This is a genomic window from Novipirellula methanifontis (genome assembly GCF_052161655.1).
Lineage (GTDB): Bacteria > Planctomycetota > Planctomycetia > Pirellulales > Pirellulaceae > Novipirellula.
In genome coordinates this window covers 5,167,077-5,191,568 of record NZ_CP197418.1, presented here as the reverse complement: position 1 = coordinate 5,191,568, position 24,492 = coordinate 5,167,077, and the positions used below count along the sequence as shown (strand labels likewise).

Genomic DNA, 24,492 nt, shown 5'->3' with positions numbered 1-24,492 from the left:
CGCTCGTTTCCATTTCGGACCAACAAGTTCACTCCAACGAAAGCAACTCAATGTACGGCGCGTTTCAGACCCATTTATCAGAGCAGCTAGGCGAGATCCGTGATAACGGACTTTACAAATCCGAGCGGATTATTACCTCGCCCCAAGATGTTCGTATTCAAGTGGGCGGGGGCGAGTCGGTGTTGAATTTGTGTGCCAACAATTATCTGGGGTTGGCTGACAACCCCGAGATCGTCAAGGCAGCACACGAGGGGCTTGATCGTTGGGGATACGGACTTTCCTCGGTCCGTTTCATCTGTGGAACTCAGGATGTTCACAAAAAGCTTGAACAAAGCTTGAGTGAGTTTCTTGGTACTGAAGACACGATTCTTTACACGTCCTGTTTTGACGCGAATGGCGGTTTGTTCGAGACGTTGCTGGGCAGTGAGGATGCCATTATTTCGGACGAACTGAATCATGCGTCGATCATCGATGGCGTTCGATTGTGCAAGGCACAGAGATTTCGTTATCGCAACAATGATCTTGCGGATTTAGAAGCCAAATTGGCGGAAGCATCCGCGGCTCGTTTCCGCATGATCGCGACGGACGGCGTGTTTTCGATGGATGGATACATCGCGAATCTGCCGGGTATTTGTGATCTCGCAGACAAGTACAACGCGATGGTGATGGTCGACGATTCGCACTCCGTCGGTTTCATGGGCAAGCACGGCCGTGGAACTCATGAGCATCACGATGTGATTGACCGCATCGACATCATTACGGGAACGCTGGGCAAGGCATTAGGCGGAGCGAGCGGTGGTTACACGAGTGGCCGTCGCGAGATCATCGAGTTTTTGCGTCAGCGTAGCCGTCCGTACTTGTTTTCAAACTCGGTTGCACCTCCGATTGTCGCAGCATCACTCCGTGCCATCGGATTGCTAAACGAGTCGACGGAACTTCGTGATCGGTTGGAATCCAACACTCGGTATTTTCGCGAAGGGATGGAAAAGGCTGGATTCAATATACTGCCTGGCGAACACCCGATTGTCCCGATCATGCTCGGCGACGCGGTGCTGGCGTCGCGAATGGCCGACATCATGCTCAGCAAGGGCGTTTACGTGATCGGTTTCTCGTTCCCCGTGGTGCCCAAAGGCAAAGCCCGCATCCGCACGCAGATTTCCGCCGCCCACACGGAAGAGGATCTGCAGTTTGCGATTGATAAGTTCTGCGAGGCCAAGGCTGAAATGAATCTGTGATCGCCCAGAACGACATTCGTCGAGGTAGCGAACCTCGCCAAGAGTTTCGGCATGCTGTGATATTTTTGGCTTTCACCTACTCCTGCTAAGCAGGTAGGCAGGAATCATTGAGTGAAATTCGGTTAGCTCCGGTTCAGCGCCGCAACCGTGGCTAGCGGGTTGTTGGTTTATTCGAAAGGCAACTCGCAGTGGTGAGCCGTGGGCCGTAAGGCACCGGGTAATGCGTGGCCCCCGGCCGCTCACGCGTCATGGCTCACTAAGTCAACAGCCCGCTAGCGCCAAAACGGCCAATTTACTGAAAGACTCCTGCCTAACTACTCATAACGGCAGACCGCTTAAGATGCGTTGTGCTCGAGCCAGTGCGAAAGTTTGACGAGCAATTCACGTCGGTCGATCGGCTTGGTGATGAAGTCGCTATACCCGGCCTCAAGACATCGCTGCTGATCACGCTGTAGCGCGTTTGCCGTCAGTGCAATGATCGGCCCCTTAAAGCCTCGATCCCGCAATTGTTTTGTTGCGGTGATTCCGTCCATGACCGGCATCTGCATATCCATCAAGATCACGTCGATGTCCATCCCGCTGTCGCGATAGGTAATCCATTTTTGAACCCCCTCCGCTCCATTGACCGCGGACAAAATCTCTCCTCCCGCAGCACGCACGAACGCTTGAACCAAGAAACGGATATCGCGACTGTCGTCCACCGCCAGAATGCGCCCCGATATTTCGAGCAGCTCGTTTGGTCTTTCGGAAGTTTCGTTGGTTACGTCAGTTTTCTGCGTTTCTGCCTGAGCCGCAGACGGCGAGATCCATTGGGCGTCCTCTAAGAAACCCGTCGACAAGGTAAATCGGAACGTTGATCCCTTGTTCATCGTGCTGTCGACGCTGATCGTGCCATCCAACAGTTCGACCAAACGGCGAGTGATGGCAAGTCCCAAACCTGTGCCGCCGTGCTTTCGCGTAGCGCTATTGTCGAGCTGCTCAAAAGGGGTGAACACCGTTTCCAAATCGGGTGTCGGGATCCCGATTCCGGTATCAATCACTGCAATTTCAAGCCGCTGGTCGTTGGCGTGACAGCGTATCACGATTCGCACTTCGCCATCTTCGGTGAACTTGATCGCATTGCCGACCAAATTGATCAAGATTTGCCGTAGCATCTTCGAATCCGTATGGATCGCACCTGGAATTGATCCTTCGTACTGGACATGCAAACGCAATCCTTTTTCTGTGGCGCGGCCGTTCAACAGAGAGTGCACATGGTTGATCAATGCGACGATGCTATGCTGCTCGCGCCGAACATTGACTTTGCCCGCTTCGATTTTTGCCAAGTCAAGGATGTCGTTCAGGATCTCGCAGAGGTGATCTCCATTGGCTTTGATCGTTTCGATAAATGCTTTGTCTTCGCGATCCTGCAGACGCGGATGCAGCAGGTCGGCAAAGCCAAGAATCGCGGTCATTGGCGTGCGAATTTCGTGGCTCATATTGGCCAGGAACAAACTTTTGGCTTCGTTGGCAGCTTCGGCTGCGCGACGTGCCTCTTTGAGTTGATCTTCGTATTGATGTCGCTCGGTGATATCGATCGCGACGCCGGCGATATGAGAGGGATAACGCGTGGGGGGATCGCCTGCAAAGATCGTGCTGCCACGCATCATCACCCACCGCACCTCGCCATCGGGCCGGACGATTCGATGTTCATCCTGAAATTCGCCACTCCCGCCAGGGTCCAAACTTTGGTCCATTTTCTGCGAGACACGTTCACGGTCGTCCCTATGAACCGATCTCAGCAATTTGTTTAACCGCAGGGTGTCGTTGTGATCCGCGGGCAATCCTAGCAGCTGCATAAACTCGCGGGACAAACTTACTTGGTTCGCTTGCATGTCACCATAGTAGGTGCCGAATCCGGCGGCCCGCGCCGCCAAACGAAGACGTGCCTCGCTTTCGGAAAGCAGCCGCGAAAATTGCTTCTCGGCCAACAACAGCCTCGAAACTTCGGCTTCGGCAAACCGCCGACGGTCGATTTCCTGATCCGCCGCGACGACGGCATCTTGAAGTTCGCGTCGTGCCGTATCGAGACTCAGCAATAGGCGGCTAGATTGTTCCGCTGCATCGCGAGCGTCCATCGCGTGTCGTGCTGCCGTCACCGAGGCGAGTTCGCCCGAAACACCGTATGCAAAAAGTTCCCAGCCGCGTTTGGCTTGTTCGAACAAATCGATCGCCGCAGCTGATGCGCGAGGATCCCCCAGCAACACGATCACGAGTGAACCGATCGAAATACCGCTGGCGGAACAGTGCTGGTCTCGAACCGGATAGGCGAGCGTCGCGGTGTGACGAGCCGAGTTACGACATTCTCGCAAATACTTCTGCCACGATTGCCCCTCAGGCAACGTTTGGGGAAAACCGGAGATCGGCAAAAAAAGTCCGACATCGGCGTCCTCGGCGAATACGAACAAGTGTTCTAGTCCGAGACCGCGTGCGATTTGCTCGGCGGTTTCGCGTCGCGTCGCGGGGTCCGCTAGCGAGGCGATCCAGTCTAGCGTCTGCGCAAGATTCATAACGTGGCTCAAACGGGAATGACGCAGACGACAGCGGTGCAGTTATGAAACCCGCTAAACTGTCCTTCCGCTCGCGCGATTTGGCCATACGTATTGCAGCCGACAAAGTCGGTCCCCAGTGTCTCCTGCAGCGATTGCAATTCTAATCCAAAACCTTTCCCAAGTCGCAATCGAGTCGCTGCGCAGTCAAAGAAGAGGGCCACCGAGGGCTCTGAGCCTTCGAGCTGGTCCAGCGCCGAGCGACACGCCGCGCTGGCTGCTGCACTGGCATCAACTGCTGTGGTGCACATGATCCGAGCGGCGCTGCCACTTGGCACCTCGGCCGCAAAGGCAACGGAATCATCGCTTTGGATCTGAAGCGGCACGCGAAGCTTGTATCCGTCGGTAGTTTGAACCCCTAACACATTGTGCAGAAAGTAAGGCAAGGGGGCATTACGGTCGAATTGTTGGTCAGTGGCCTGAGCGTGTTCGGCAAAAACATCGGCCGCAGTCGTCGCATTTAAACTGACTACGTCGGTGGCTCGCGACTCGGTGACTCGCAACAACGGACCTGCATCCCGCCACCCGTGGGCAACTCCGATTCCGATCGGTTTGTTCGACAGGATTTCGAGTGCGACCACGGCATCCGTAGCCGCTTCGGTACCACAGAAGACATGCGTCGTTTCAAAACGTGCATCATCCCCGGCACCGCCTCCGACGAACCGGTATCCGCCACCCGTGGCGATTGTCAATTGATTCAAAAACTCTTCGACGTGTCCGGCCAACGCATCGGTCAACACCAACGCCGTCCGATAGCGAAAATGATGCCGATGCTCGCCCTGCCATGATCCCGCCAATTGCCGAGCTACCGCTTCGGAATCCTGCCGTAGACCCATCGCCATATTTGCCGAGAATTCGATTTCGTCGGAACAAATCGCCACGGCGCATGCAGAACCGTCACTGTTGCCCTGCGAAGTAAACTCGCCCGACGAAGAACAACCGACCAAGACGTGCGGTTTGCACGTTTGCTGAAGTGCGGCGAGTAAGGAGGTGTAGTCGTATTGCGGGGACGCAAACAAAATGACGGCGTCCGGTTCGAGCCCTCCCAACGAATCACGAAGTTTTTCCCCGAGGTCGATGCCGGCAGCGTTTGAGTCAGTCAGTTGGGTTCGTGCTACGGCGGATTGAGTCATGAATTTTAATAAGCAGATTAGGGCAAAAAGGCACAGCCGTTTATCTTATCAACTACGCAAAAACGGATCTAGCTGCGGCGCAACAGCAGGCTTGTTATCGCCATCACTCAACGCATTTTGAGTGGTTTTAGCTTTGTCTGCAAGGTTCTGCATACACCATGCAGAAATTTGCAGCCCCGGGTCCTTGGGCGTCGCCCCATTTGCTAAACAAATTGGCAAATCCTAAATTCCTGCGGTTCTTTGCTGATTTTTCATGAATTGATTTAGCGGTAAATCCTGCGAGAAACGGCGAAACGGCCGAGGGACCAGCACTGCGGCTACATCACACGGCACGCGGCGTGCTTGCACTGAGCCTTTGTCGTTCCAGACGACACGATATTTCCCAATAAAAGCCATCGAGGATCGATTCAATGCAAGATGTGTCAGCGGACGTTGACTCTCGCCACGACGGTGACGTCATCCCGACATCCGACACCGCATCTGCAATTCGAGCCGCGATCGAGCATGCGGAGCACTACTTGCCCTCGCAGGGACCGATCTCGGTTTTCGTCCATCACAATACCTTACATTCCTTCGAGGATATGCCGTTCGAAAAGGCGGTACTTCGCGGCGGTGAACTGTATGGTTGTGAACCGTATCTGTCGGAAGAGCGTTATCGCGACGAGATTGTCAACGGACGAATTTCTGTCGACGATTTGCGTCATGTTCTGATGGATGAACTTGACGACGACGCAGACAACTTGGTTGCGAGTTTTGGCACTCGCTACACTTTGCGGCTGGCGATGCTGCAGATGACGTTGCATACCGCGCCCGATGCGGAGTTGCGTTGGTTGCTCGTCGAAAGCGATTTGCTGAGACGATTCAGCCGTGAGATTTCGCCGCAGCGTCGCGAACAAGTCATCCAACATACCCGCAATTGGGTCATGCGGAACCGCCAACACGGCCCTGTTCGAGGAGCCGGCGAAACCGCTTCGACGTTGCTGCCGCAAGTGGTCGAGGACGTGATCCACGAATGTGGTGGCAACGACATTGACTCATGGTCCGATGCACAGTGGGAAGTGTTTGTTCTAAAGCTTATGTGGGCGGTGTGTCATAATGGTGTCGAGGCGGCGGCGCTCGAAACCCACGTGAAGGAAGAACCGGCGCGTTTGCGAGACTTGTTGCTTTCGATTACCGGCGACGATATTGATGTGACGGTCAACGAAGTCTTGATTCGCTTTTGCGGTGCGTTTCTCGACCAGGGGCTGGCTGATTGGTCACTGCCAGAGCGTGAGCTCGGATTCGCAAAGTCGTTTGCTGCGTTGTATCGCAATCCAATGACGATCAAACCTGCGTGGATCGATGGGCTGCAAAACGAACTCAAAGAAGTTGTCAATTCGACGTTTGATCCGATCGAGTCGATCGCAAATTCACTGAGTGCGTTGGGAATCAAACCGGACCAATTCGAACAGAAGATCGAGTTAACGCTGCTGGCTCTGCGTGGCTGGGCCGGGATGATTTGGCAGATGGAATCTAGCGCACCGTGGTTGCCTAAACCGGCACCAAGCGGCACGTTGAACGAGTATCTAGCGATCCGACTGCTGCTAGAGCGTCATGCGATCGCCGATCTGGGCCGACGGCGATTTGGCACGTCCGATCTTGATCAAATCCATTCGCTGGCACGACGTCAATGGAAACGGGACACGGGACCATCGACCGAACAACGCTGTTATGCGGTGTTTCAATTGGCACAAGCAGGCGGATGGATTCCCGAACAATTGATCAACATGTCCAAACCTCAGTGGAAATGTTTGATCCAAGAAATCGAGTTGTTTTCGTCGACCGAGCGGCGACGTATTTTGCACATTGCCTATGAACGGCATTATCAAATTGCCACGCTCGATGCGGTTGCAACGCACTCTCAACGTCGTGTGGCACTGCAGCGATCCAAAGACAAGCGGCCGGCATTCATCGCGATTTTCTGTATAGACGATCGCGAAGAATCGTTCCGCCGACATTTGGAAGAGGTCGATCCCGAATGTGAAACAGCGTCGGCCGCCGGTTTTTTCGCAGTGGCAATGTATTACCAGGGAGCGGACCACGCACATTTTCGTCCGCTGTGTCCAAACATCATTACGCCCAAACACTACGTGCTCGAAGAACCCACGTTTTCGACGGTCACGTCCAGTGAACGACGCGCCCATCGGCGTCGTCAGATCGGGCGGATGACTCACCAAGTTCACGCCAGCAGCCGGACGATGGTCGGAGGCTGGGTGACGGGCGTATTTGGTGCGATCGCAACGTTTCCGATGGTCGCCCGAATCATGGCTCCGAGATTAACCTCTCAGATTCGCAAATCCTTTGGCACATTTGTTCGTCCACCCGCAACCGAGTTGCATCTCGAGCGGACGGCGGCAGAGCCCGGTGCCGATCCGGAATCGCTCGGCTACAGTTTGGAGGAGATGTCAGGAATTGTCGTTCGTATCTTGCAGGACATCGGAGAGGTCAAGGATTTCCCACCGATCATGATCTTCTTTGGTCACGGCAGCAGCAGTCTAAATAATCCGCACGAATCGGCGTACAATTGTGGCGCATGCAGCGGCGGTCGTGGTGGCCCTAACGCCCGTGCGTTTGCGATGATGGCGAATGACCCGCGGGTACGAAAATTGACGGCAGCTCGTGGGATCGAAATTCCCGATGAGGTGCGCTTCGTCGGCGCCTATCACAATACGTGCGACGACAGTGTCGAATACTACGATCTCGATTTATTGCCCCGAACTCACCGCCCTTTGTTCCGTCGTATCGAACAATGTGTCAACGAGACGCGAGCACGTGTTGCCCACGAGCGATCGCGTAAATTTGAATCCGCGCCGTTGGATCTCACTCCACGCGAAGCACTCGAGCATGTCGAGCAGCGTGCCGAAGACCTTTCCGAAGCCCGGCCTGAATACAACCACGCGACCAACGCGTTGACCTTCGTCGGTCGGCGTGAATGGAGCCGCGGTTTGTTTCTCGATCGCCGAGTTTTTCTGACTTCGTATGACCCGAGCATTGACGACGAAGAGGTCTCGATCTTAAAGCGAATTCTTGGTGCCGCGATTCCTGTTTGTGCGGGCATTAATCTTGAGTACTATTTCTCGACCGTTGACAACGAAGGCTATGGATGTGGGTCAAAACTGCCGCACAACGTCTCTTCGATGATCGGCGTGATGACGGGTGCCTCAAGCGATTTACGCCCCGGATTGTCACAGCAAATGGTGGAAATTCACGAGGCGATGAGGATGTTGTTTCTGATCGAAACGACTCCGGAAAAAATGGAGCTTGTGATGGACTCGAGTCCAGGCATTGCCAAACTGGTCAAAGGCCGATGGGTTGAACTCGCGTTGCTTGATCCCGAAACGCTGGCGATCAGCCGTTATGTCGACGGAAAATACGAACCATACACTCCAGAAACGCAACAATTGCCTGCGGTCGAGTCGTCGATCGATTGGTACCGCGGACAGCGGGGCCCGGTCGGTTTTGCATCGATCGAGGAATCGCCGCCGCGACATACCAGCGTGATCGCGGACTAAGTCGCCTGGAAAAATAACTGGCGGCGTCTTCCGTAGTGGACGAGGCAACGAGTCCTTTTGGGCTGAATGAAGCTGCAGGACTCGTAGCCTCGTCCACTACCGCCCGCCATTTATTGTTCCGAACGTCCTAAGCCGCCTCGAAAACAAATTTCCTGTCTCTGAGAAAAGACTCTCCTTGCCTACTTCATTTGAAAAAATAACATCCTCAGCGAAGGGTAGCGATGAACCTAACTGAAACGGTCTTCCATGTTCTGGGAACCGCCGTGGTCGCAAGCCCCGCGATCTTGCTTGCCATCCTCGGACTATCGGCGTTGGTGGATCGCCCGCTTAGCGAGACGACCATCTCACGGACGACTCAGGCTGCGGTATTGTTCGCATTGGTTCCCGCCATCGGAATATTGCTGCTGATGTTGATTGTCGGCACTCGCTATGTGCCGATCGAATTGGGCGATTGGGTCACGATCCATGACGAGGATCTTGATTTCCACTTTCACCTGAAATTTGTATTCGACCGGCTGAGTATTCCGTTTCTGATCCTGTCATGTGTGTTGTGTGGCGTCGTTGGCGCGTTCACGCGTCGCTATCTGCATCGCGAACAAGGCTACGGCCGCTTCTTTTTGTATTACGCGGTGTTCTTTTGTGGCATGGTCACATCGTCGTTGGCGGGAACAATCGAAACGCTGTTCGTCGGCTGGGAAATGGTCGGTTTGTCGTCGGCGTTATTAGTCGCTTACTTCCACGAGCGTGAAAATCCCGTTCGCAACGGCCAACGTGTATGGTCGATCTATCGTCTTTCGGATGCTGCGTTTTTGATCGCGGCGATCACGATGCATCATATGACGGGTGAAGGCGATTTTGGTGGTCTGATGAGCTCGGGGGTTTGGCCCGAAGGGACCGCAGCTGTGAATTCGAGTCAGGCGTTGCTTGTTGGGTCACTGATGCTGATCGCGGCTGCCGGTAAATCGGCGTTGTTTCCGTTTTCAGGTTGGTTGCCGCGAGCGATGGAAGGCCCGACGCCATCAAGTGCGATTTTCTATGGTGCGTTGTCGGTGCACCTCGGCGTCTATTTGTTGTTGCGGATGAGTCCACTACTGGAAGCCTCGTTTACGTTGCAATTGATGGTCATCGTGCTCGGCGCGGTCTCGGCTGTCTGTGGTGCCTTGATGTCCCGCGTGCAGAGCGACATCAAAGTTTCGCTGGCCTATGCGTCATTAACTCAAGTCGGAATTATCGTCATGGAAATTGGACTGGGATTTCGCTACTTGGCGTTGATCCACATCATCGGGCACGCTTCGCTTCGCACGATGCAATTGCTACGCGCCCCATCACTGCTGCGAGATTACAACGAACTCGAAAACGCGATGGGAACCCGCATAACGCAAACGCAAACGGTTTGGGTACGGATGCTGCCACAGAGTGTTCAGCGCTGGGCCTATCGCTTCGGTTTTGATCGCGGTTTCATGGACATCGCGTTAGACAAATATATTGTGCGTCCCTTCCTCTCGTTGTTTGTAATGTTTGATTTAATGGAACGTCGTGTAACCGACTTGCTTTCGCATGAAGCATCGCGTGAATCGGACAATGTCCCATTGCATCCTGAAGAAAGCGAAGGAGTTGCGTGATGCCAGAGTTACGATTTCCATGGATTGAAGTATCAATCCTACTGCCAATGTTCGGAGCTCTTTGGGTTCATTTTCTTGGTAGTTCCGATAAAGCGCTCCGTCATTGCGTGATCATCTGTGCCACCACATTTGCGTTGACGGTGGGCGAATTAATTGACTTTGTCTCACTGGGCTCCTTTGAAGCCCACGACCATTGGTTGTTCCTTGACTGGTTGTTTTCACGCGACATATTCGTAGTGGATGAGCTAAGTGCGTTCCAGTTGCCGTTGGTCGCGCTGATTTTCTTGGTCACCGTGATGTCAACGCTTCGCACGAAAGCACCGCGATTCTCATTGAGGCTGACTTTGGTCTCGGAGTCGTTGATGCTGGCCACATTCAGTTGCCGCGAGTCGTGGACGTTGATCATGTTGTTGGTGGTGTCCACCATTCCGCCATACTTGGAACTTCGCCAACGCGAACGTTGCTCGCGGATCTACGTGATCCACATGGGAGCGTTTATCGTCATGTTGCTCGCCGGTTGGGCGTGGTTGTCGTTAGTCGACGTCCGCTCGAGTGCCGTACTGATCCCTGGTGGTTTGTTGACTGTCGCCTGCTTACTTCGTGCCGGAATTTTCCCACTTCACTTGTGGATGACGGATCTATTTGAGAAGGGGACCTTCGGAACGGCCATTCTGTTTACAACGCCGTTGGTGGGTGCGTATGCGGTGATGCGGTTAATTTTGCCCATTGCGCCGTCATGGGCGATGCAGAGTATTGCGATTCTATCGCTGTTTACCGCCGTCTATGCAGGTGGGATGGCGTTGGTTCAGCGAGAGGCAAGACGTATGTTTTGTTACTTGTTGTTGAGCCAGTCGTCTCTCGTGTTGGTCGGAATGGAATTGGTCACTCCGATTGGATTGACCGGTGCATTGTGTCTATGGATTTCCGTTGGCATGTCGCTGACCGGATTCGGGATCACGCTTCGCTGTATCGAGGCACGCATATCGCGAATTTCACTCGCCGATTTTCACGGTCTTTACCGTCAGATGCCAATTCTGTCCGGATTCTTCTTGCTGACAGGTCTGGCATCGATTGGATTTCCAGCAACGGTGGGATTTGTCGGCATGGAACTGCTAATCGAAGGTGCGGTCGACGTGTATCCGTTGGTCGGTTCGATGGTCGTGATTGCCGCAGCCCTCAACGGCATCGCCGTCTTGTTCGCTTACTTCCGCATCTTTACAGGACGCCACAATCGGACGCCCATTCCGATGCATGCTCGCCCGGCCGAAAAGCTTGCGGTGTTGGTATTGAGCTTGCTTATTCTCGGCGGTGGATTGTTTCCTCAACCGGGTGTCGCGTCGCGGTACCACGCTGCGAAAGAGTTGACGCGAAGACGGCAAACCAACCCGATGACCGTCGATCCCGAAGAGGTCGAGCAAGTTGAAACCGAACTTGAGGCCGCAGTGCCACGCGAAAGTGCGATTAAAACCGAATCGTCCGATAGCGACCAACCCGATCGGTCGCTCGTGAGCGACGAATGAATGATCCGCGTAGACACGCTCGCCAGAGCGTGGATCCCATCGTCTGTTGACGGTAGCGACCGTAATAACAACCTTTATTTCTTCATCCAAGAAACAACCACAGAAAGTCTCAGGAACGATACCGATGAGCGACCACGCACCGATTGAGAGAGAAGTGCCTCGCGGAAACCTCGAGGGGTTTAAGAAGTACTTTAAAGACGACATCATTTCGGGGTTGCTGGTCTTTTTGATCGCATTGCCGCTGTGTCTCGTGATTTCGATTGCGAGCGGATTCCCTCCGATCGCTGGCATCTTCACTGCAATCGTCGGATCGGTGATTGCGACGTTGTTCAGTAATTCTGAATTGACGATCAAAGGCCCGGCGGCAGGTTTGATCGTCATTGTGCTCGGGTGCGTCGAGTCCTTTGGTGGCGATGGTTCCTCGATTGGTGGTTGGGGCGCGAACGATGTTGCCGCGTATCGGGCCGCGTTGGCAGTCGGCGTGGTTGCGGCGTTGCTGCAGATCTTTTTCGGGATCTTCCGAGCAGGCATCCTCGGTGAATTTTTCCCGATCTCGGCCGTGCACGGCATGTTGGCCGCCATCGGCGTAATCATTATCGCAAAACAAATCCCTGTGGCACTTGGAGTCAGCGCATCAGGCACTCCGATTGAGATGCTCAGGAAAATTCCCGCGTTTGTAGCGGAGGCTAATCCTGCGATCGCCGCCATTGGATTGACCAGCGTTCTGATCATGTTCATTTGGCCGATGATACGGACCAAAACGGCTTGGACGAAACTGTTGCCTTCGCCGCTGATCGTGCTGATCGTCGCCATCCCGATGGGGATGGGTTTCGACTTGATGCACAAGCATTCTTACACGCTGCAAAACCACGAGTACCAACTGGGCGAGCAGTACTTGGTCGAAATGCCAAAACAGGTATTTGGCATGTTCAATCAAATCACTACACCCGATTTTACAGCACTGGCTCAGCCCAAAGCGTGGAGCTGGGTGTTTATGTTCTTTGTGATAGGCAGCCTTGAATCGCTATTGAGTGCAAAGGCCGTCGACTTGCTTGATCCATGGAAACGCAAAACGAACATGGACCGTGATGTGATTGCGGTGGGAGTGGGCAATATATGTGCTTCGATGGTGGGTGGATTACCGATGATCTCGGAAATCGTTCGAAGTAAGGCCAACATCGATAATGGGGCGCGAACACGGTTTGCTAATTTCTGGCACGGCATGTTCCTGCTGGTTTGTGTTGCCTTTATTCCGATGGTGTTACATCGGATCCCTGTGGCGGCGCTCGCTGCGATGCTGATCTACACCGGGTTCCGTTTGGCTCACCCCCAAGAATTCATGAATGTGTGGCGAATCGGACGTGAACAACTGGTGATTTTCGCAGTCACGTTGGTAGCTGTCCTTGCAACCGACCTGCTGATCGGAATCGGAATCGGAATCGCGACCAAGGTCGCCATGCATCTATCCAATGGCGTGCCACTGAAGACCCTAATCAAGCCTGAAATTGAGTTGCTTGACGACGATGGTCAAACCGTTCGTTTGGTAGCATACAAATCCGCGATCTTTAGCAACTGGATCCCGATTCGTCGCCAGATCGAACGCGTGGGTTTGTTGGAACGCAAGAATGTCGAGCTCGATCTTTCGGAAACAGAGCTCGTCGACCACAGCGTGATGGACAAGTTGCACGAGATGGAGGCCGACTTTGAACAAGAAGGCTTGGTCTTTAACGTCATCGGATTGGATGCCCACGAACCTGTCGCGGGGCACGCCCAGTCGGCGCGTCGCCGTCGCGTGTCGAAAATTCAACGCTTAACCGTCATCACCGAACCTGAATTGCAAACGAGACTGGAAAATGAATTTGTTCGTCTCGGTGCCACTGGGTTTACGTCACTACCCTGTTTCGGCATCGGGCGGAGCGGTTTGCAATCCGGCGAAGTGGTGCCAAAACCGCAAATTCGTATCGAAGTCATCGCTCATCCTACGGCATGTACGCAGATGGTGGATCTATTGCGACGGGAATTCCAACCGCATCACAAACTCACGTTTTGTCTAGAAACGGTGTTGGTCGCACGACTTGATGCGTTTTCGATGCCCGCAGCAAAACCCGTTGAACAAGAGGCTCAACCGCTGGCGTGATCCGCTACTTTTTCGAGTCGCGGTCATTTTGGGGATTTTTGTCACGAGGATGTCGGTCAACCAGTGACAGCAGCAAAATTGCCCCGACACTGACAGCGATGACAAGCATCGCAAATTGCCCCAACTCCAGAACTTGATCTAACGCGTGTTGCATAAAAAAGAGTCCACCTTGACGGGGAAGCGTCAGCGTTAGAGCGAGAATGTTTTGTCTTGAAGGCGATAAAGCGATTGCCCCGGCGATCACAATGATCGGATCGTGCCGAAGTCAAAACGCGACGGCCGTATTCTAGCATCTCGCGCGAGCAGGACCACTCGACTTAATCGTGACAAACGAAGCTCGCGTTTCGGGACACTAAAGCGTCTCACGCCGTCTGCTGCCGTAGCTGCCCCCCCAATTTGATTGCTGTTCAGCTCTCAAACTTCTCTACTACGGCATTGGAAAAACTGCCAAGCCGAGTGCAAGTTGGGAATAAACTCCCGGCCAACTCGACTGTCGCGTATTTTGCGTCGAACTGGCTAGTGCGGGGCTGCCAGACCGCAAATCGTCGGCAAAATGAGCCCTGCTGCTACCGACGTCGGCTCACAATTGCAGAGCATGCGGAGGATACTTCCGTCCCACCAATGCGTTTGCGGTCCTAGCAGTTGCCTATGCCTGGCGTCCATACACAGCCGATGAGTTGCCAATCACTTCGCACGGTAACAGGGAAAAGTTTTGCTAGTTTGATGGTATTACTGTAGGATCAAAGGATACGGAGCAATCACATGAAGAATATTGTTCTTGCAATCGACGGTTCCCAGAGTGCTGAAGTTGCAGCCCGATTTTTGGCGCACTTGCCGCACCCGGACAAGGTCGATTTGACCGTGGTGACGGTCCTTGAGATCCCTTCGATTGATCGTGCCTATCCAATCTCGGATTGGATGCTGAAGTCACTCGAGTGCGAACGGGCGTACGCGCATGAGTGTTATGCCAACATCGAAAAAATGTTCGAAGGTGCCAACGTAAACCTGCGTCACGAGATTCGTGAAGGGGATCGAGGAGTGTCCATCGTTCACGTTGCCCGCGAATGCGGTGCCGATTTGATCGTCGTAGGGGCACGGGGGCATTCCATCGTCGGTCGATTGCTGCTGGGCAGCACGAGTGAATTTGTAGCCACACATGCACATTGCAGCGTGTTGGTCGTGCGGCCACGCCCAGTCGACGACCCTGATCGTCCGTTACGGATCGCGATCGGCTATGAGGAAACCGCATCAGCGCAAGCCGCTCTCGAAGAATTTGCGGAAACAGGCTGGGGACGCCAGACCGAAGTTGATCTTGTCGCGGTCATCTCCTTTGCAAGTCGAGTGGCGTTTCAGATTGAGCGAGACCCAAAATCGGTCAAACAGCTGGCTGCAAAAGCGAACCAATTGGCGTTGGAACAGCTGCACGACAAAGTTCCGCAAGCAAAACCGCACTTGATCGAAAGCGAACATGTCAGTGAAGGGCTTGTCACCTTCACTGAAAATCGTCAGAGCGACTTGTTGATTGTGGGGGAAACGCCACGCAATTTTCTCGGTCGCGCCTTGATGGGGAATGTCACTCGCTATGTCGTTCGGCACGCGCCGTGCAGCGTGTGGATTACCCGGAATCGAGTTATCCGTGGTCTCGGTTTCGTGTAAACAAGCTTGGCTATGAAAGGAAGTATGATGAGCAGTCTCGTGAATGAAAGGCAATCGATGGTCAACTCCGAAACATCCGCTCGCAATGAAGATGATGATGACAGCGGCGTTCCTGCAAGCGAACGTGGCAAAGAGGAGCAAATGTCGTTGGATCGACGGCAGCCAAGTTCTGCCTTCGCCATCGTGGCTGCCACTTACTTCATCATCTTAATTTTGATCATGTTGGCGGCCGCGTTCTACTTTATGCGTTGATGGACGATCACATGCCCATTGGCGTTTAGACAACTTGACCTATTGAACCCCACCCTTTATCGGGTGCCAATTTGAGGAGAAGGAATATGAATGCGGAATGTCTAGTGGCGGTTTACGACACGTTGCCAAAAGCCCAAGTCGGTGTCGAGGTTTTGGAAAAATTCGACTTTGCCACCGACGCCGTGTCATTGGTGTGGCGCGGCCACGAAGAAGCATTGGCGAATCTGGATTGGGAACGTGGGGCGACCATCAAACGCGATGTGGCCGCATCGATGGGTTTAGGCGCAGTCCTCAGCGGCGCAGTGGCTCTGCCGCTCTCCATCGCAACTCTGATGATCCCGGTGGTCGTGACCGGTCCCTTGGTAGCATTGGTCGGTGGCGCCACGGTAGGTGGATTGTTAGGAGAAACTCGCCACTGGGGAATCCATCATCATTCCGCGAAAAGTTTCGAGCAAATGATTGCCGACGGCTCGGTGCTAGTGATCGTCACGAGCACGCCGGGGCGAATTGACGAGGCTCTCGAAGGTCTCAAAACCACTCACCCTCAGCGGCTCGAGCGTTTTGCGTTTCAACACACGATCAAAACGCTACCGACCAGTACGTCGTAACGCCGCAATGGAGTTTGAAATCCTGCATCTGCTGGCAGCACAATTGCGATAATGGTTCGACAATATACGACGTCATTTGTTGTTGCGCAGCAATTGCTGAACGACGTTAATGTCAACGGGTTTGACGATGTGTTCATCGAATCCCGACTCGATCGCGTGCTGGCGATCCGCGTCTTGGCCAAATCCGGTTAACGCTACCAAGCGGACGTGCCCGAGCTCCTCTGTCTGGCGGATTTTTTGTGCCAATTCGTGACCGTTCATATTTGGCATCGAAATATCCGAGAAAACGATATCCGGCAAATACTCGATCGCTTTTCGATATCCGTCTTCGCCATCAATGGCTTCGACGACGGAATGCCCCATCTTGATCAACATACGTGACAGCACGTAGCGAATTCCACGGGCGTCATCGACAACGAGAATCCGATACGTTTTCGCTTCACCATTTTCGACGCTTGGTTCAACCGCATCCGCGTGAGCAGGCGGCTCGTATCCGATCAGCAATGGCAACTTGACAACAAAACAACATCCTTTGTTGATCCCAGGACTTTCCGCCGCAATGGTTCCCCCGTGAAGTTCCACGAGTGTTTTCGCAAGTGAAAGCCCGATGCCCAAACCGGATTGTCCGCGTTCTTTCGAGACATCGACTTGCTCAAACATCGCGAAGATTCTTTCAAGTGAGGATTGGTCCAAACCAATCCCGTTGTCTCGCACGCTGATCCAAGCTTCGTCTCCGTGCTTTTCGACGCTCAGGAAAATCTCGCCAGCCGCCGGCGTATATTTTGCAGCATTGTTAAGTAGATTGACAATCACCTGAGTCAAACGCGCGGCATCACCGGTGACGTAGAGGGCTTCGTCAGCATTTTGAACATGCAGCGTTTGTTTGGAATCGTCGATAAACGGAGCGGACGATTCGAGCGCAACCGCAACAACGTCACGCAAATCGACCGACGCGGTGCGCAATTTGATTTTCCCACGACTAATTCGTGAGACGTCTAACAAATCATCAATCAGCCGCACCATTTGGTCCGCTTGACGATTAACAATCGCGCTAAGCTCGCGAAGTTGTTTGGGATCTTCGTCAACCGCTTGCATCATTTGCGCTGCGGACTTTATCGGCGACAATGGATTTCGTAGCTCGTGGGCCAAAGTCGCCAAGAATTGATCTTTGCGTCGGTCAGCTTCTTCGAGACTTTCGGCAATCGACCGCAGATTCCGTTCGCTTTCACGCAATGATTCTTCTGCGAGCCGCTGTGCGGTGACATCGATCACGACGCCGGGCAGTCGCACCGCACGGCCGTTTACGTCTCGTTCGACTCGACCTCGTGCAACTACATAGCGAACCGGCTGCCCCTCGACGGTGATCCGATAGCTTACTTCCAATCGCTCGCCGCTTTCAATTGCAAGACGGATTTCGCGGCCGACATCGTCGCGGTCATCGGGATGTATGGCTGCGAGATACGCCGACAAAGATCGCCCATCGGTTTCCTCGGGCGCAATACCAAACATGCGAGCGAGATTGGCATCCGCCGAGACCGTTTGTTCGATCAGGTCAAATTCCCACGTGCCGATTTCACCTGCGTTTAAGGTCGATTCCAACCGTGACCGCGCCAGTTTCAACTGAAGTTCCGCTTCACGCTGATGCGTAATATCGGTAAACAGTGCCGCGACGCGTCGGCTTTGCGATCCTCCTAAGCGGAACGCATAAACGTTGAACCAACGTGACAACTTATTGGCCTCGTTGACAAACCGCTTCGGAATGCCGGTTTTGACAACTTCGCCATAAATTTCCAACCAAGTCGTTTCAATATCGGGTACCAACTCGCGGATCGTACGTCCCACCGCGTTAATGATTCCGGATTGCTTTTCGAAAGCGGGATTTACTTCGACAAAACGATAGTCGTTGCAACACCCTTGATCGTCATAAATTATCTCCATGACACAGAAGCCTTCGTCGATCGACTGAAACAGCGTCCGATAACGCTCTTCGTTGATCTTCAATTGCTTGGTCGTTTCACGAAGACGCTCGTGCGAGCGTTGGCTAGTCAGATCGGTGACCAGCACTCCGATGGCAACGCCGCTTTCCGGGTCCAAGGCATTGAATGTCAAAATCACCGGAATGGCGGCGCCGTCCGCAGCAATTAATTGTGCTTCGGTTTGTGCGGAAGACGTCCGCCCCTCTTCGAGCAGACGCTGGTAGGCATTGGGTTCCTCCAGCACGACGAAATCGGCAAGCGATGTGCCGATCAAACGATGATGAGGATAGCACAGCAAATCGGAAAAGCGGCGATTGCAATAAGCGATGTCGCCTCGATCGGTCAACGTGACCGCGCCTTGCTGCATCTGTTCGACGAGTAACCGGTAAGGACGGTCCGCACCCTCGAGGGTATAGATTCGCTGAGTCCCTCCTTCGGTGACGACAAACGCATCCACCTCGCCTCCTCGAATCGCCTCAATCGTGTTTTCGGCTTCAAGCAGGCGCCGGCGGAGTTCATCGTTTTGTGCTTGTAACGGAGCGTCGTCCATACTGAACTTATTCCGATCCCGCGATGCCTAGAGAGCTCAATACTCGCCCTCGATCCGAAAGCTCCCCTATTAAACGGATTTCTGGCGGTGGACTTGTCTTTAGCAGTGTCGGTGATGCGATTATTTGGTCTTGGCTTGCCAGCGAGGGGTGCTGATAGATATCGATGATCTCAAGATCGTGACGATCTGGCAAGTATTCGGAACAAATGGATGTCATTTGAGCGATCGCACGAATCGATCGTGGTGTCATCCCCGTCACATACAATCGGAGGATAAAACGTTGCGAATCGGCCTCCACACCCTCGTTCCACAAGGTTACAGGTGGCCGCTGATCGTCCAGTCTGTCGTCCATTCGCTCACTTTGTCAAGGCCTTGAAATAACGGGCGCAGCTTCCTGCTAACTCCCAAATCAGACGCACGCGTTTCGGATTACAGCATGTCGGAGGACCGTAACGGCCGCAGTTGAAGTCCGACCAAAGCTTTTTCCGTATTTCGCAAATCACCCACTAGGCGACAGAGGGGTTCGGGCAATTTCCGTACCACCGTCGGTACCGCGACAATTTGGTCCCCGGCAGCAAGTTGCGGTTTTTCCACCAAATCGATGACTTCGATGCTGTAACGGCCCTTCAGATGTTCCTCACACAACCGCTTCAGGTTGTTGAATGCGGTGATCGATTTCTGCGTTTTACCTGCAACGTAAAGTCGCAGCTCCCATCGTTCGAACTCTTCGGCCTGCGTTGGATCAATACTTTGCGACAGGGATTCGGTCGAGTCCATTTGTTGATCCAGTGAAGTTCAGTAGTTTCGAGAGAAGGTGCAAAATGTTGGGGAGGTTATCCGTTCGTCATCGCTGCAATAATACGTCGACCGCAAGATTATTCACACTTCGACGGGTTGTCGGAAAGCACTATTCCATTGTCCGTAATCCGAAACGGTCGGAGGCGGTGGGAATGAGCCATCCCTCTTGATTTTAACACGTAAAGAACTCGGTGACGTTCACAATCAGTTTCCGCGTCTCGCAACAGCAGCCAGGAGTCGACGAGCGAGGAAATTTCCAAACTCGTTTTTTCGATCGCTGCGTCGCCGCCCGTTAAACTCGTTAGAAACGCCGTGGCTCCTTGAGTTTTCAAGAAATCGATTAGTCGCGTCACCATCGAATTGGCGTCGTAGTGCGTACCCCCACTCTCCATGCTGCTGATCGGATCCACCACCACAACGCTGGGGCGAAAACGCCTAACCATCTTATAAAATTGAACCAAATGTTGTTCGATCCCGGTGGACGTCGCACGGATGGAATGAATTTGCAGCAAACCATCGGTGACGAAAGGAGCTAGATCCAAGCCGATCGACCGCATGTTTCGCACGATCTGGTCGGGCGACTCCTCCATTGCAATGTACAACACGCGTTCATTGCGTACACAAGCTGCGTGAGTCAAATGGGCCGCCAGCGAAGATTTTCCGCTACCCGCAGTTCCCGAAACCAGCACGCTGCTGCCGCGATAGAAGCCTTTTTTGCCCAGCATTTCGTCAATCGCATCGACACCCGAAGAAATTCGCTCTGCCGAAACAGTGTGGTTCAGTGTGATGGAGGACAAGGGCATCACCACAATGCCTTCCTCGTCGATCAAAAACGGGTACTCGTTGGTGCCATGGGAGGTGCCACGGTATTTGACGATCCTTAGTCGACGTGTCGAAACCTGATCGATGATTCTGTGGTCAAGCATGACGACACAATCCGAAACATATTCCTCAAGCCCTTGGCGTGTTAGTTGCCCATCACCACGTTCACCGGTGATGACGGCGGTTACGCCCTTATCTTTTAGCCAGCGAAACAACCGTCGTAACTCGGATCGGACGATGGCAAGATTCGACAGTCCGCTGAAGAGCGTTTCGATGGTGTCCAGAACAACGCGTTTCGCGCCGATCGAGTCGATTGCAAATCCAAGTCGGATGAATAATCCTTCCAGATCGTATTCGCCATTTTCTTCAATCTCGCTGCGTTCAACGCGAACATAATCAATCGCGATTTTTTTTTCGTCGCTCAGCTGATTGAGATCGAATCCAAGCGACTTGACGTTGGCAGCTAGTTCCTCGGCCGTTTCTTCAAACGTCACAAAAACACCAGGCTCGTCAAATTCCGTCGCACCGCGCACAAGAAATTCGATGCCAAACAAGGACTTGCCGCATCCTGCACTTCCACAAACCAACGTGGGCCGCCCCGCCGGCAAACCGCCTGCTGTGATTTCATCGAAACCTTGAATTCCGGTCAGCACTTTTTTCAGTGAATTGGAGTGGTTCGCCACTAGCATTTTCGACTGATTCTCTCCGTCCTTCATGACGCTGTTCCATCCGGCAATTCGATTTAAACGTCTGCTGCCTCTAAGCCTAGAAGCTTTTTCGATCTTCCGATTCTATAGCTGTGACCCGTGCTAATCCAGACGGCAATCCACGTGGATAGGAAACAGGAAACGAACTGGCACAGATCAGCGCGACGTCATGCAAACTGATTGGCCAATCGTCGTTTGGGTCGAATCGCTTTATTTGGCATCTTTGCGAGTAGCCTTATTCTGCTCACGATTGTCATTTTCGCCAATCTCGGATTTTTTGGTGTCGTTTTGGCTTTGTTTGCGTATCAGTTTGTTCACCTGGCGACGCAGTGCTTCAACCTCCTCGCGAAGACGCTGTACGTCGGCTCGAAGCGACTCGTTCGATTGGTTTGCGGCAGGCTTCGACTGATTTGCGGCAGGGATAGATGCTTGAGTCCCCATGGAGCCAACATTTTTGTTCGCAACCGCGTCGGCAAGAAACTCGGCAACGACAGTTTGCTCCGTTTCGCCGCGTCGCAACGTGATTTCGAATCGATCCGAAGTATTTGTTTTAAGCTTCTGAAGCAGCTGATTGATATTCGGAACCGGGCGATTGTCGATCTTTAAGATCACGTCACCTGATTTCAATCCCGCTCGTTCTGCCGGACTATTTGGCACCACATTTTCAACAAGAATGCCGGACGCAGACTCGGATAGCCCGACTCCAAGCCGACGTGGCTGCGATTGACCGGGTTGGTCAGTTGCGTGCGTTCGCAGCTCTCCACGGTGCGCCGTGGTCGCCGGCTTGGTTTCGTCAGATTTATTAGGTTCGGTTTTGGTGATTTGTTGTTCGGCGGCTTCCGGTTTGGTGGCTTGTTGCGCAACAGCAGCAGGTAATCCAATTATGACGGCGCTGATCACAACCGTGGTGAACGCGATCGCCGCTAAACGTGACGTTGATTGGAAGTAATGTGTTGGCAATTTCATCGGTGAGTCACGTCCTGTTGAGTTTGACGAATTAGCGAAACAACGTGAAAGCCACGTCGCTCGTATCAGGGGCATTACATGTTCATTGTGCCGGTATGAAACGCGTCGTCGCGATGGCATGCGTTCGCACCGCGCGAAATGGCTCCACTCGCACTTGACCGGCATCGCGAAGCAATTGATGTGCCAAAACCCATAGATGTTTCGGTGCAATTGCCTCTGACACAACCGTATACGAAGTGACGCAAGAATCGTGTCCCAAATTACGGCCATTTCACCCGCGTACGAGTCAGGTGTTAAATTCGGATCGGCATGACAACTGCTCTGCTTGTCCGCATCCACCCCGATCACCTTGGCCGCAAACCGGTCGAAAATCGATCACGAATTCAATCAAGACGAACATCACTGCACCCACATCGAGCTACTCATGATTCCACTACAAACCAAGTATTTGCGACGCTACAAAGACATCGCTCTGCTGCTTCACAAATACGGACAAGGCGACCTGCTGAAGACAACAGGTATCGATCTAGAGAGCGAGGAATACGACAATGATGTTCGCAGCGACTCGGCAACGCCCGACGACTTGGCGAGCGATCTTGAACGACTTGGACCGGCGTTCATCAAGCTGGGCCAACTGCTTTCTACCCGAGGCGACTTTTTGCCTGAGCCCTATCTCGAGGCACTTTCACGGCTACAGGACGATAACAAACCGGTGCCATGGGAGGACGTTCGCGAGTTATTGGCGAGCGAGTACCAAACCGACCCCAACAAGATTTTCGCCGAAATCGAAGAGTGCCCCGCTGCGACCGCCTCGTTGGGGCAAGTCCATCACGCGACGCTTCGCGACGGACGTGAAGTGATTGTCAAAGTCCAGCGACCTGATCTGCAGCCCGATCTCGATGATGATTTGCGGGCTCTCGAAGAATTGGCGGCGTTGCTTCACTCAACAACGGAGTTTGGCGAAAAGTACCAGCTGGTCAACCTGGTGGCAACGCTCAAAAAGTCGATTCTAAGCGAACTGGATTACCGACGCGAAGCTGGCAATGCGAAACGATTGAAGGAATCGCTTGCCGATTATCACTCGATCTATGTTCCCGAACCCGTGCTGGATCTTTGTCGCAAACGCGTGCTTGTGATGCAGCGAGTTTCAGGAGTCAAAATCACTGACGTCAGCCCCGTGGTGCTATTGGAGTTGGATGGACGCCAGCTCGCTGACGAAATTTTCTCGGCATACTTGCATCAAATCCTTGTCGACGGTCATTTCCATGCCGATCCGCACCCCGGCAACTTGTGGCTGACCCAAGAGCGTCGGATTGCGTTACTCGACTTTGGGTTGGTCGTTCATGTTGCTCCTGCGATGCAGCGTGACTTGCTGAAATTACTACTAGCGGTCGGCAACGGCGATTCCAAAACCGCGGCCCAGTTTGCTCATCTCACTGGCGAAAAAACATCGCGATACGATCGAGACCGACTCCAGCGGCAAATCGCCGAAGTCTTTTCTGACGGCCATGGCGCGTCGATGGACGAATTGAATGCCGGCCGAATGATTATGAAAATTCAAGGGGCGGCGTGCGACGCGGGGGTCATTCTACCGAACGAAGTCACGATGCTTGGCAAAACGCTGATGAATCTCGACAAAGTCGTCAAGTTGCTCGACCCCGAGTTCAATCCGACCCAAGCGATTCGGGACCACGCAAATCAAATTGTCGGGCAACATGGTTCGCAACGGTTGTCGCTAAGCGATGCCTATCAAGCGATCATCGAATCGGCTGAATTGATGCAGAATTTGCCAGCGCGAATGAATGAGATTAGCCGGCGTGTTGCCGAAAGTGACTTTCGCGTTAAGGTCGATTCTCTTGATGAAGACAAAATCATCACGGGGATGCAAAAGATCGCCAATCGCATCACTGCGGGCCTAATTATTGCGGCCTTGATTCTCGCGGCATCCAGAATGATGTCGATGGAAGCGGGGTTGACGGTGTTTGGCTATCCCGCCATTGCGTCGCTCTTTTTGTTCATTTCCATCATGCTCGGCGGCATGCTGTTGTGGCAAATCCTAGTGCATGACCAGTGCAAAAACAGTTAAAGGCGAATCAGTACTTTGTCAGTCTTATATTTTTGCGTAGTGGATCTTGCTAAAGATCCTCCCACACCCAGGAAAATGGGAGCTTTAGCAAGCTCCACTACATTAAAAAACCTAGGTCTTAGACTACACGAAGCACTAGGTTGGTTTTAAGGCGGTGCGATGCAAGCCGCCCGATCGAAATCGAACGTTTTTTCACGCTGCCACCGGACGGCTCGCGGCGTGATGCTAAAAAAATGCTGGCTTACATCGCAGACACCTCACCTCCCCCATCCCCACTCGCCTCCT

The 24,492-nt window shown here is 53.3% G+C and carries 17 protein-coding genes; 9 read left to right on the top strand and 8 right to left on the bottom strand.

Annotated elements, in window-relative coordinates:
• The first annotated feature begins 50 nt into the window (after positions 1 to 50).
• Positions 51 to 1,235 carry a glycine C-acetyltransferase gene (locus SH528x_RS18900; RefSeq protein WP_442512026.1) on the top strand — a complete coding sequence of 395 codons (1,185 nt, stop codon included), beginning with the start codon at positions 51 to 53 and terminating at the stop codon, positions 1,233 to 1,235.
• A 335-nt stretch (positions 1,236 to 1,570) separates the two neighbouring features.
• Here the strand turns inward: SH528x_RS18900 and SH528x_RS18895 are convergent, their stop codons facing one another.
• Complete coding sequence (locus SH528x_RS18895) at positions 1,571 to 3,784, bottom strand: ATP-binding protein (protein ID WP_442512025.1); 2,214 nt, start codon at positions 3,782 to 3,784, stop codon at positions 1,571 to 1,573.
• A gap of 8 nt (positions 3,785 to 3,792) precedes the next feature.
• Positions 3,793 to 4,956: an FIST signal transduction protein gene (locus tag SH528x_RS18890; protein ID WP_442512024.1), complete on the bottom strand. Its 1,164-nt coding sequence runs from the start codon at positions 4,954 to 4,956 to the stop codon at positions 3,793 to 3,795.
• A gap of 410 nt (positions 4,957 to 5,366) precedes the next feature.
• Here SH528x_RS18890 and SH528x_RS18885 point away from each other — a divergent pair, with 410 nt between their 5' ends.
• The 4 genes from SH528x_RS18885 to SH528x_RS18870 all read left to right on the top strand — a co-directional run bounded on the left by SH528x_RS18885 (position 5,367) and on the right by SH528x_RS18870 (position 13,786).
• Complete coding sequence (locus SH528x_RS18885; RefSeq protein WP_442512023.1) at positions 5,367 to 8,507, top strand: DUF2309 domain-containing protein; 3,141 nt, start codon at positions 5,367 to 5,369, stop codon at positions 8,505 to 8,507.
• Between the two features lie 221 nt (positions 8,508 to 8,728).
• A complete protein-coding gene (locus SH528x_RS18880; protein ID WP_442512022.1) occupies positions 8,729 to 10,129 on the top strand; it encodes a proton-conducting transporter transmembrane domain-containing protein in 1,401 nt (466 codons plus the stop codon).
• Positions 10,129 to 11,649 carry a proton-conducting transporter transmembrane domain-containing protein gene (locus SH528x_RS18875; protein ID WP_442512021.1) on the top strand — a complete coding sequence of 507 codons (1,521 nt, stop codon included), beginning with the start codon at positions 10,129 to 10,131 and terminating at the stop codon, positions 11,647 to 11,649. The genes SH528x_RS18880 and SH528x_RS18875 overlap by 1 nt, the downstream gene beginning before the upstream one ends.
• A gap of 124 nt (positions 11,650 to 11,773) precedes the next feature.
• Positions 11,774 to 13,786 (top strand): SulP family inorganic anion transporter, encoded by a 2,013-nt coding sequence (locus tag SH528x_RS18870; RefSeq protein WP_442512020.1) that lies wholly within the window; start codon positions 11,774 to 11,776, stop codon positions 13,784 to 13,786.
• Between the two features lie 4 nt (positions 13,787 to 13,790).
• Here SH528x_RS18870 and SH528x_RS18865 read toward each other — a convergent pair whose 3' ends face one another.
• Complete coding sequence (locus SH528x_RS18865) at positions 13,791 to 13,940, bottom strand: hypothetical protein (RefSeq protein ID WP_442512019.1); 150 nt, start codon at positions 13,938 to 13,940, stop codon at positions 13,791 to 13,793.
• Positions 13,941 to 14,548: 608 nt separating this feature from the next.
• On the opposite strand from SH528x_RS18865, the gene SH528x_RS18860 reads away from it, so the two are divergent.
• The 3 genes from SH528x_RS18860 to SH528x_RS18850 all read left to right on the top strand — a co-directional run bounded on the left by SH528x_RS18860 (position 14,549) and on the right by SH528x_RS18850 (position 16,302).
• Positions 14,549 to 15,442, top strand: a complete 894-nt coding sequence (locus tag SH528x_RS18860; protein WP_442512018.1) for a universal stress protein — start codon at positions 14,549 to 14,551, stop codon at positions 15,440 to 15,442.
• 57 nt (positions 15,443 to 15,499) lie between these two features.
• Positions 15,500 to 15,694: a hypothetical protein gene (locus tag SH528x_RS18855; protein ID WP_442512017.1), complete on the top strand. Its 195-nt coding sequence runs from the start codon at positions 15,500 to 15,502 to the stop codon at positions 15,692 to 15,694.
• 86 nt (positions 15,695 to 15,780) lie between these two features.
• Entirely contained in the window at positions 15,781 to 16,302 is a 522-nt protein-coding gene (locus SH528x_RS18850; RefSeq protein ID WP_442512016.1) for a DUF1269 domain-containing protein, read from the top strand.
• 72 nt (positions 16,303 to 16,374) lie between these two features.
• On the opposite strand, the gene SH528x_RS18845 is transcribed toward SH528x_RS18850, so the two are convergent.
• The 5 genes from SH528x_RS18845 to SH528x_RS18825 form a co-directional block, all read right to left on the bottom strand.
• Positions 16,375 to 18,828: an ATP-binding protein gene (locus SH528x_RS18845; protein ID WP_442512015.1), complete on the bottom strand. Its 2,454-nt coding sequence runs from the start codon at positions 18,826 to 18,828 to the stop codon at positions 16,375 to 16,377.
• A gap of 7 nt (positions 18,829 to 18,835) precedes the next feature.
• Positions 18,836 to 19,180, bottom strand: a complete 345-nt coding sequence (locus tag SH528x_RS18840) for a circadian clock KaiB family protein (RefSeq protein ID WP_442512014.1) — start codon at positions 19,178 to 19,180, stop codon at positions 18,836 to 18,838.
• 77 nt (positions 19,181 to 19,257) lie between these two features.
• On the bottom strand, positions 19,258 to 19,605 hold the full coding sequence (locus tag SH528x_RS18835) for a circadian clock KaiB family protein (RefSeq protein WP_442512013.1): 348 nt from the start codon (positions 19,603 to 19,605) through the stop codon (positions 19,258 to 19,260).
• 98 nt (positions 19,606 to 19,703) lie between these two features.
• Entirely contained in the window at positions 19,704 to 21,164 is a 1,461-nt protein-coding gene (kaiC, locus tag SH528x_RS18830) for a circadian clock protein KaiC (protein WP_442512012.1), read from the bottom strand.
• 201 nt (positions 21,165 to 21,365) lie between these two features.
• Positions 21,366 to 22,121 carry a PDZ domain-containing protein gene (locus tag SH528x_RS18825; protein WP_442512011.1) on the bottom strand — a complete coding sequence of 252 codons (756 nt, stop codon included), beginning with the start codon at positions 22,119 to 22,121 and terminating at the stop codon, positions 21,366 to 21,368.
• Between the two features lie 424 nt (positions 22,122 to 22,545).
• Here SH528x_RS18825 and SH528x_RS18820 point away from each other — a divergent pair, with 424 nt between their 5' ends.
• A complete protein-coding gene (locus tag SH528x_RS18820; protein WP_442512010.1) occupies positions 22,546 to 24,207 on the top strand; it encodes an ABC1 kinase family protein in 1,662 nt (553 codons plus the stop codon).
• Positions 24,208 to 24,492 lie beyond the last annotated feature (285 nt).

Coding starts and splice junctions, on each gene's coding strand:
- SH528x_RS18890 (WP_442512024.1), bottom strand. CDS start 4,956: ATGACTCAATCCGCCGTAGCACGAACCCAACTGACTGACTCAAACGCT.
- SH528x_RS18835 (WP_442512013.1), bottom strand. CDS start 19,605: ATGGACTCGACCGAATCCCTGTCGCAAAGTATTGATCCAACGCAGGCC.
- SH528x_RS18895 (WP_442512025.1), bottom strand. CDS start 3,784: ATGAATCTTGCGCAGACGCTAGACTGGATCGCCTCGCTAGCGGACCCC.
- SH528x_RS18850 (WP_442512016.1), top strand. CDS start 15,781: ATGAATGCGGAATGTCTAGTGGCGGTTTACGACACGTTGCCAAAAGCC.
- SH528x_RS18845 (WP_442512015.1), bottom strand. CDS start 18,828: ATGGACGACGCTCCGTTACAAGCACAAAACGATGAACTCCGCCGGCGC.
- SH528x_RS18840 (WP_442512014.1), bottom strand. CDS start 19,180: ATGGACGACAGACTGGACGATCAGCGGCCACCTGTAACCTTGTGGAAC.
- SH528x_RS18900 (WP_442512026.1), top strand. CDS start 51: ATGTACGGCGCGTTTCAGACCCATTTATCAGAGCAGCTAGGCGAGATC.
- SH528x_RS18870 (WP_442512020.1), top strand. CDS start 11,774: ATGAGCGACCACGCACCGATTGAGAGAGAAGTGCCTCGCGGAAACCTC.
- SH528x_RS18820 (WP_442512010.1), top strand. CDS start 22,546: ATGATTCCACTACAAACCAAGTATTTGCGACGCTACAAAGACATCGCT.
- kaiC (WP_442512012.1), bottom strand. CDS start 21,164: ATGAAGGACGGAGAGAATCAGTCGAAAATGCTAGTGGCGAACCACTCC.
- SH528x_RS18825 (WP_442512011.1), bottom strand. CDS start 22,121: ATGAAATTGCCAACACATTACTTCCAATCAACGTCACGTTTAGCGGCG.
- SH528x_RS18885 (WP_442512023.1), top strand. CDS start 5,367: ATGCAAGATGTGTCAGCGGACGTTGACTCTCGCCACGACGGTGACGTC.
- SH528x_RS18855 (WP_442512017.1), top strand. CDS start 15,500: ATGGTCAACTCCGAAACATCCGCTCGCAATGAAGATGATGATGACAGC.
- SH528x_RS18865 (WP_442512019.1), bottom strand. CDS start 13,940: ATGCAACACGCGTTAGATCAAGTTCTGGAGTTGGGGCAATTTGCGATG.
- SH528x_RS18875 (WP_442512021.1), top strand. CDS start 10,129: ATGCCAGAGTTACGATTTCCATGGATTGAAGTATCAATCCTACTGCCA.
- SH528x_RS18860 (WP_442512018.1), top strand. CDS start 14,549: ATGAAGAATATTGTTCTTGCAATCGACGGTTCCCAGAGTGCTGAAGTT.
- SH528x_RS18880 (WP_442512022.1), top strand. CDS start 8,729: ATGAACCTAACTGAAACGGTCTTCCATGTTCTGGGAACCGCCGTGGTC.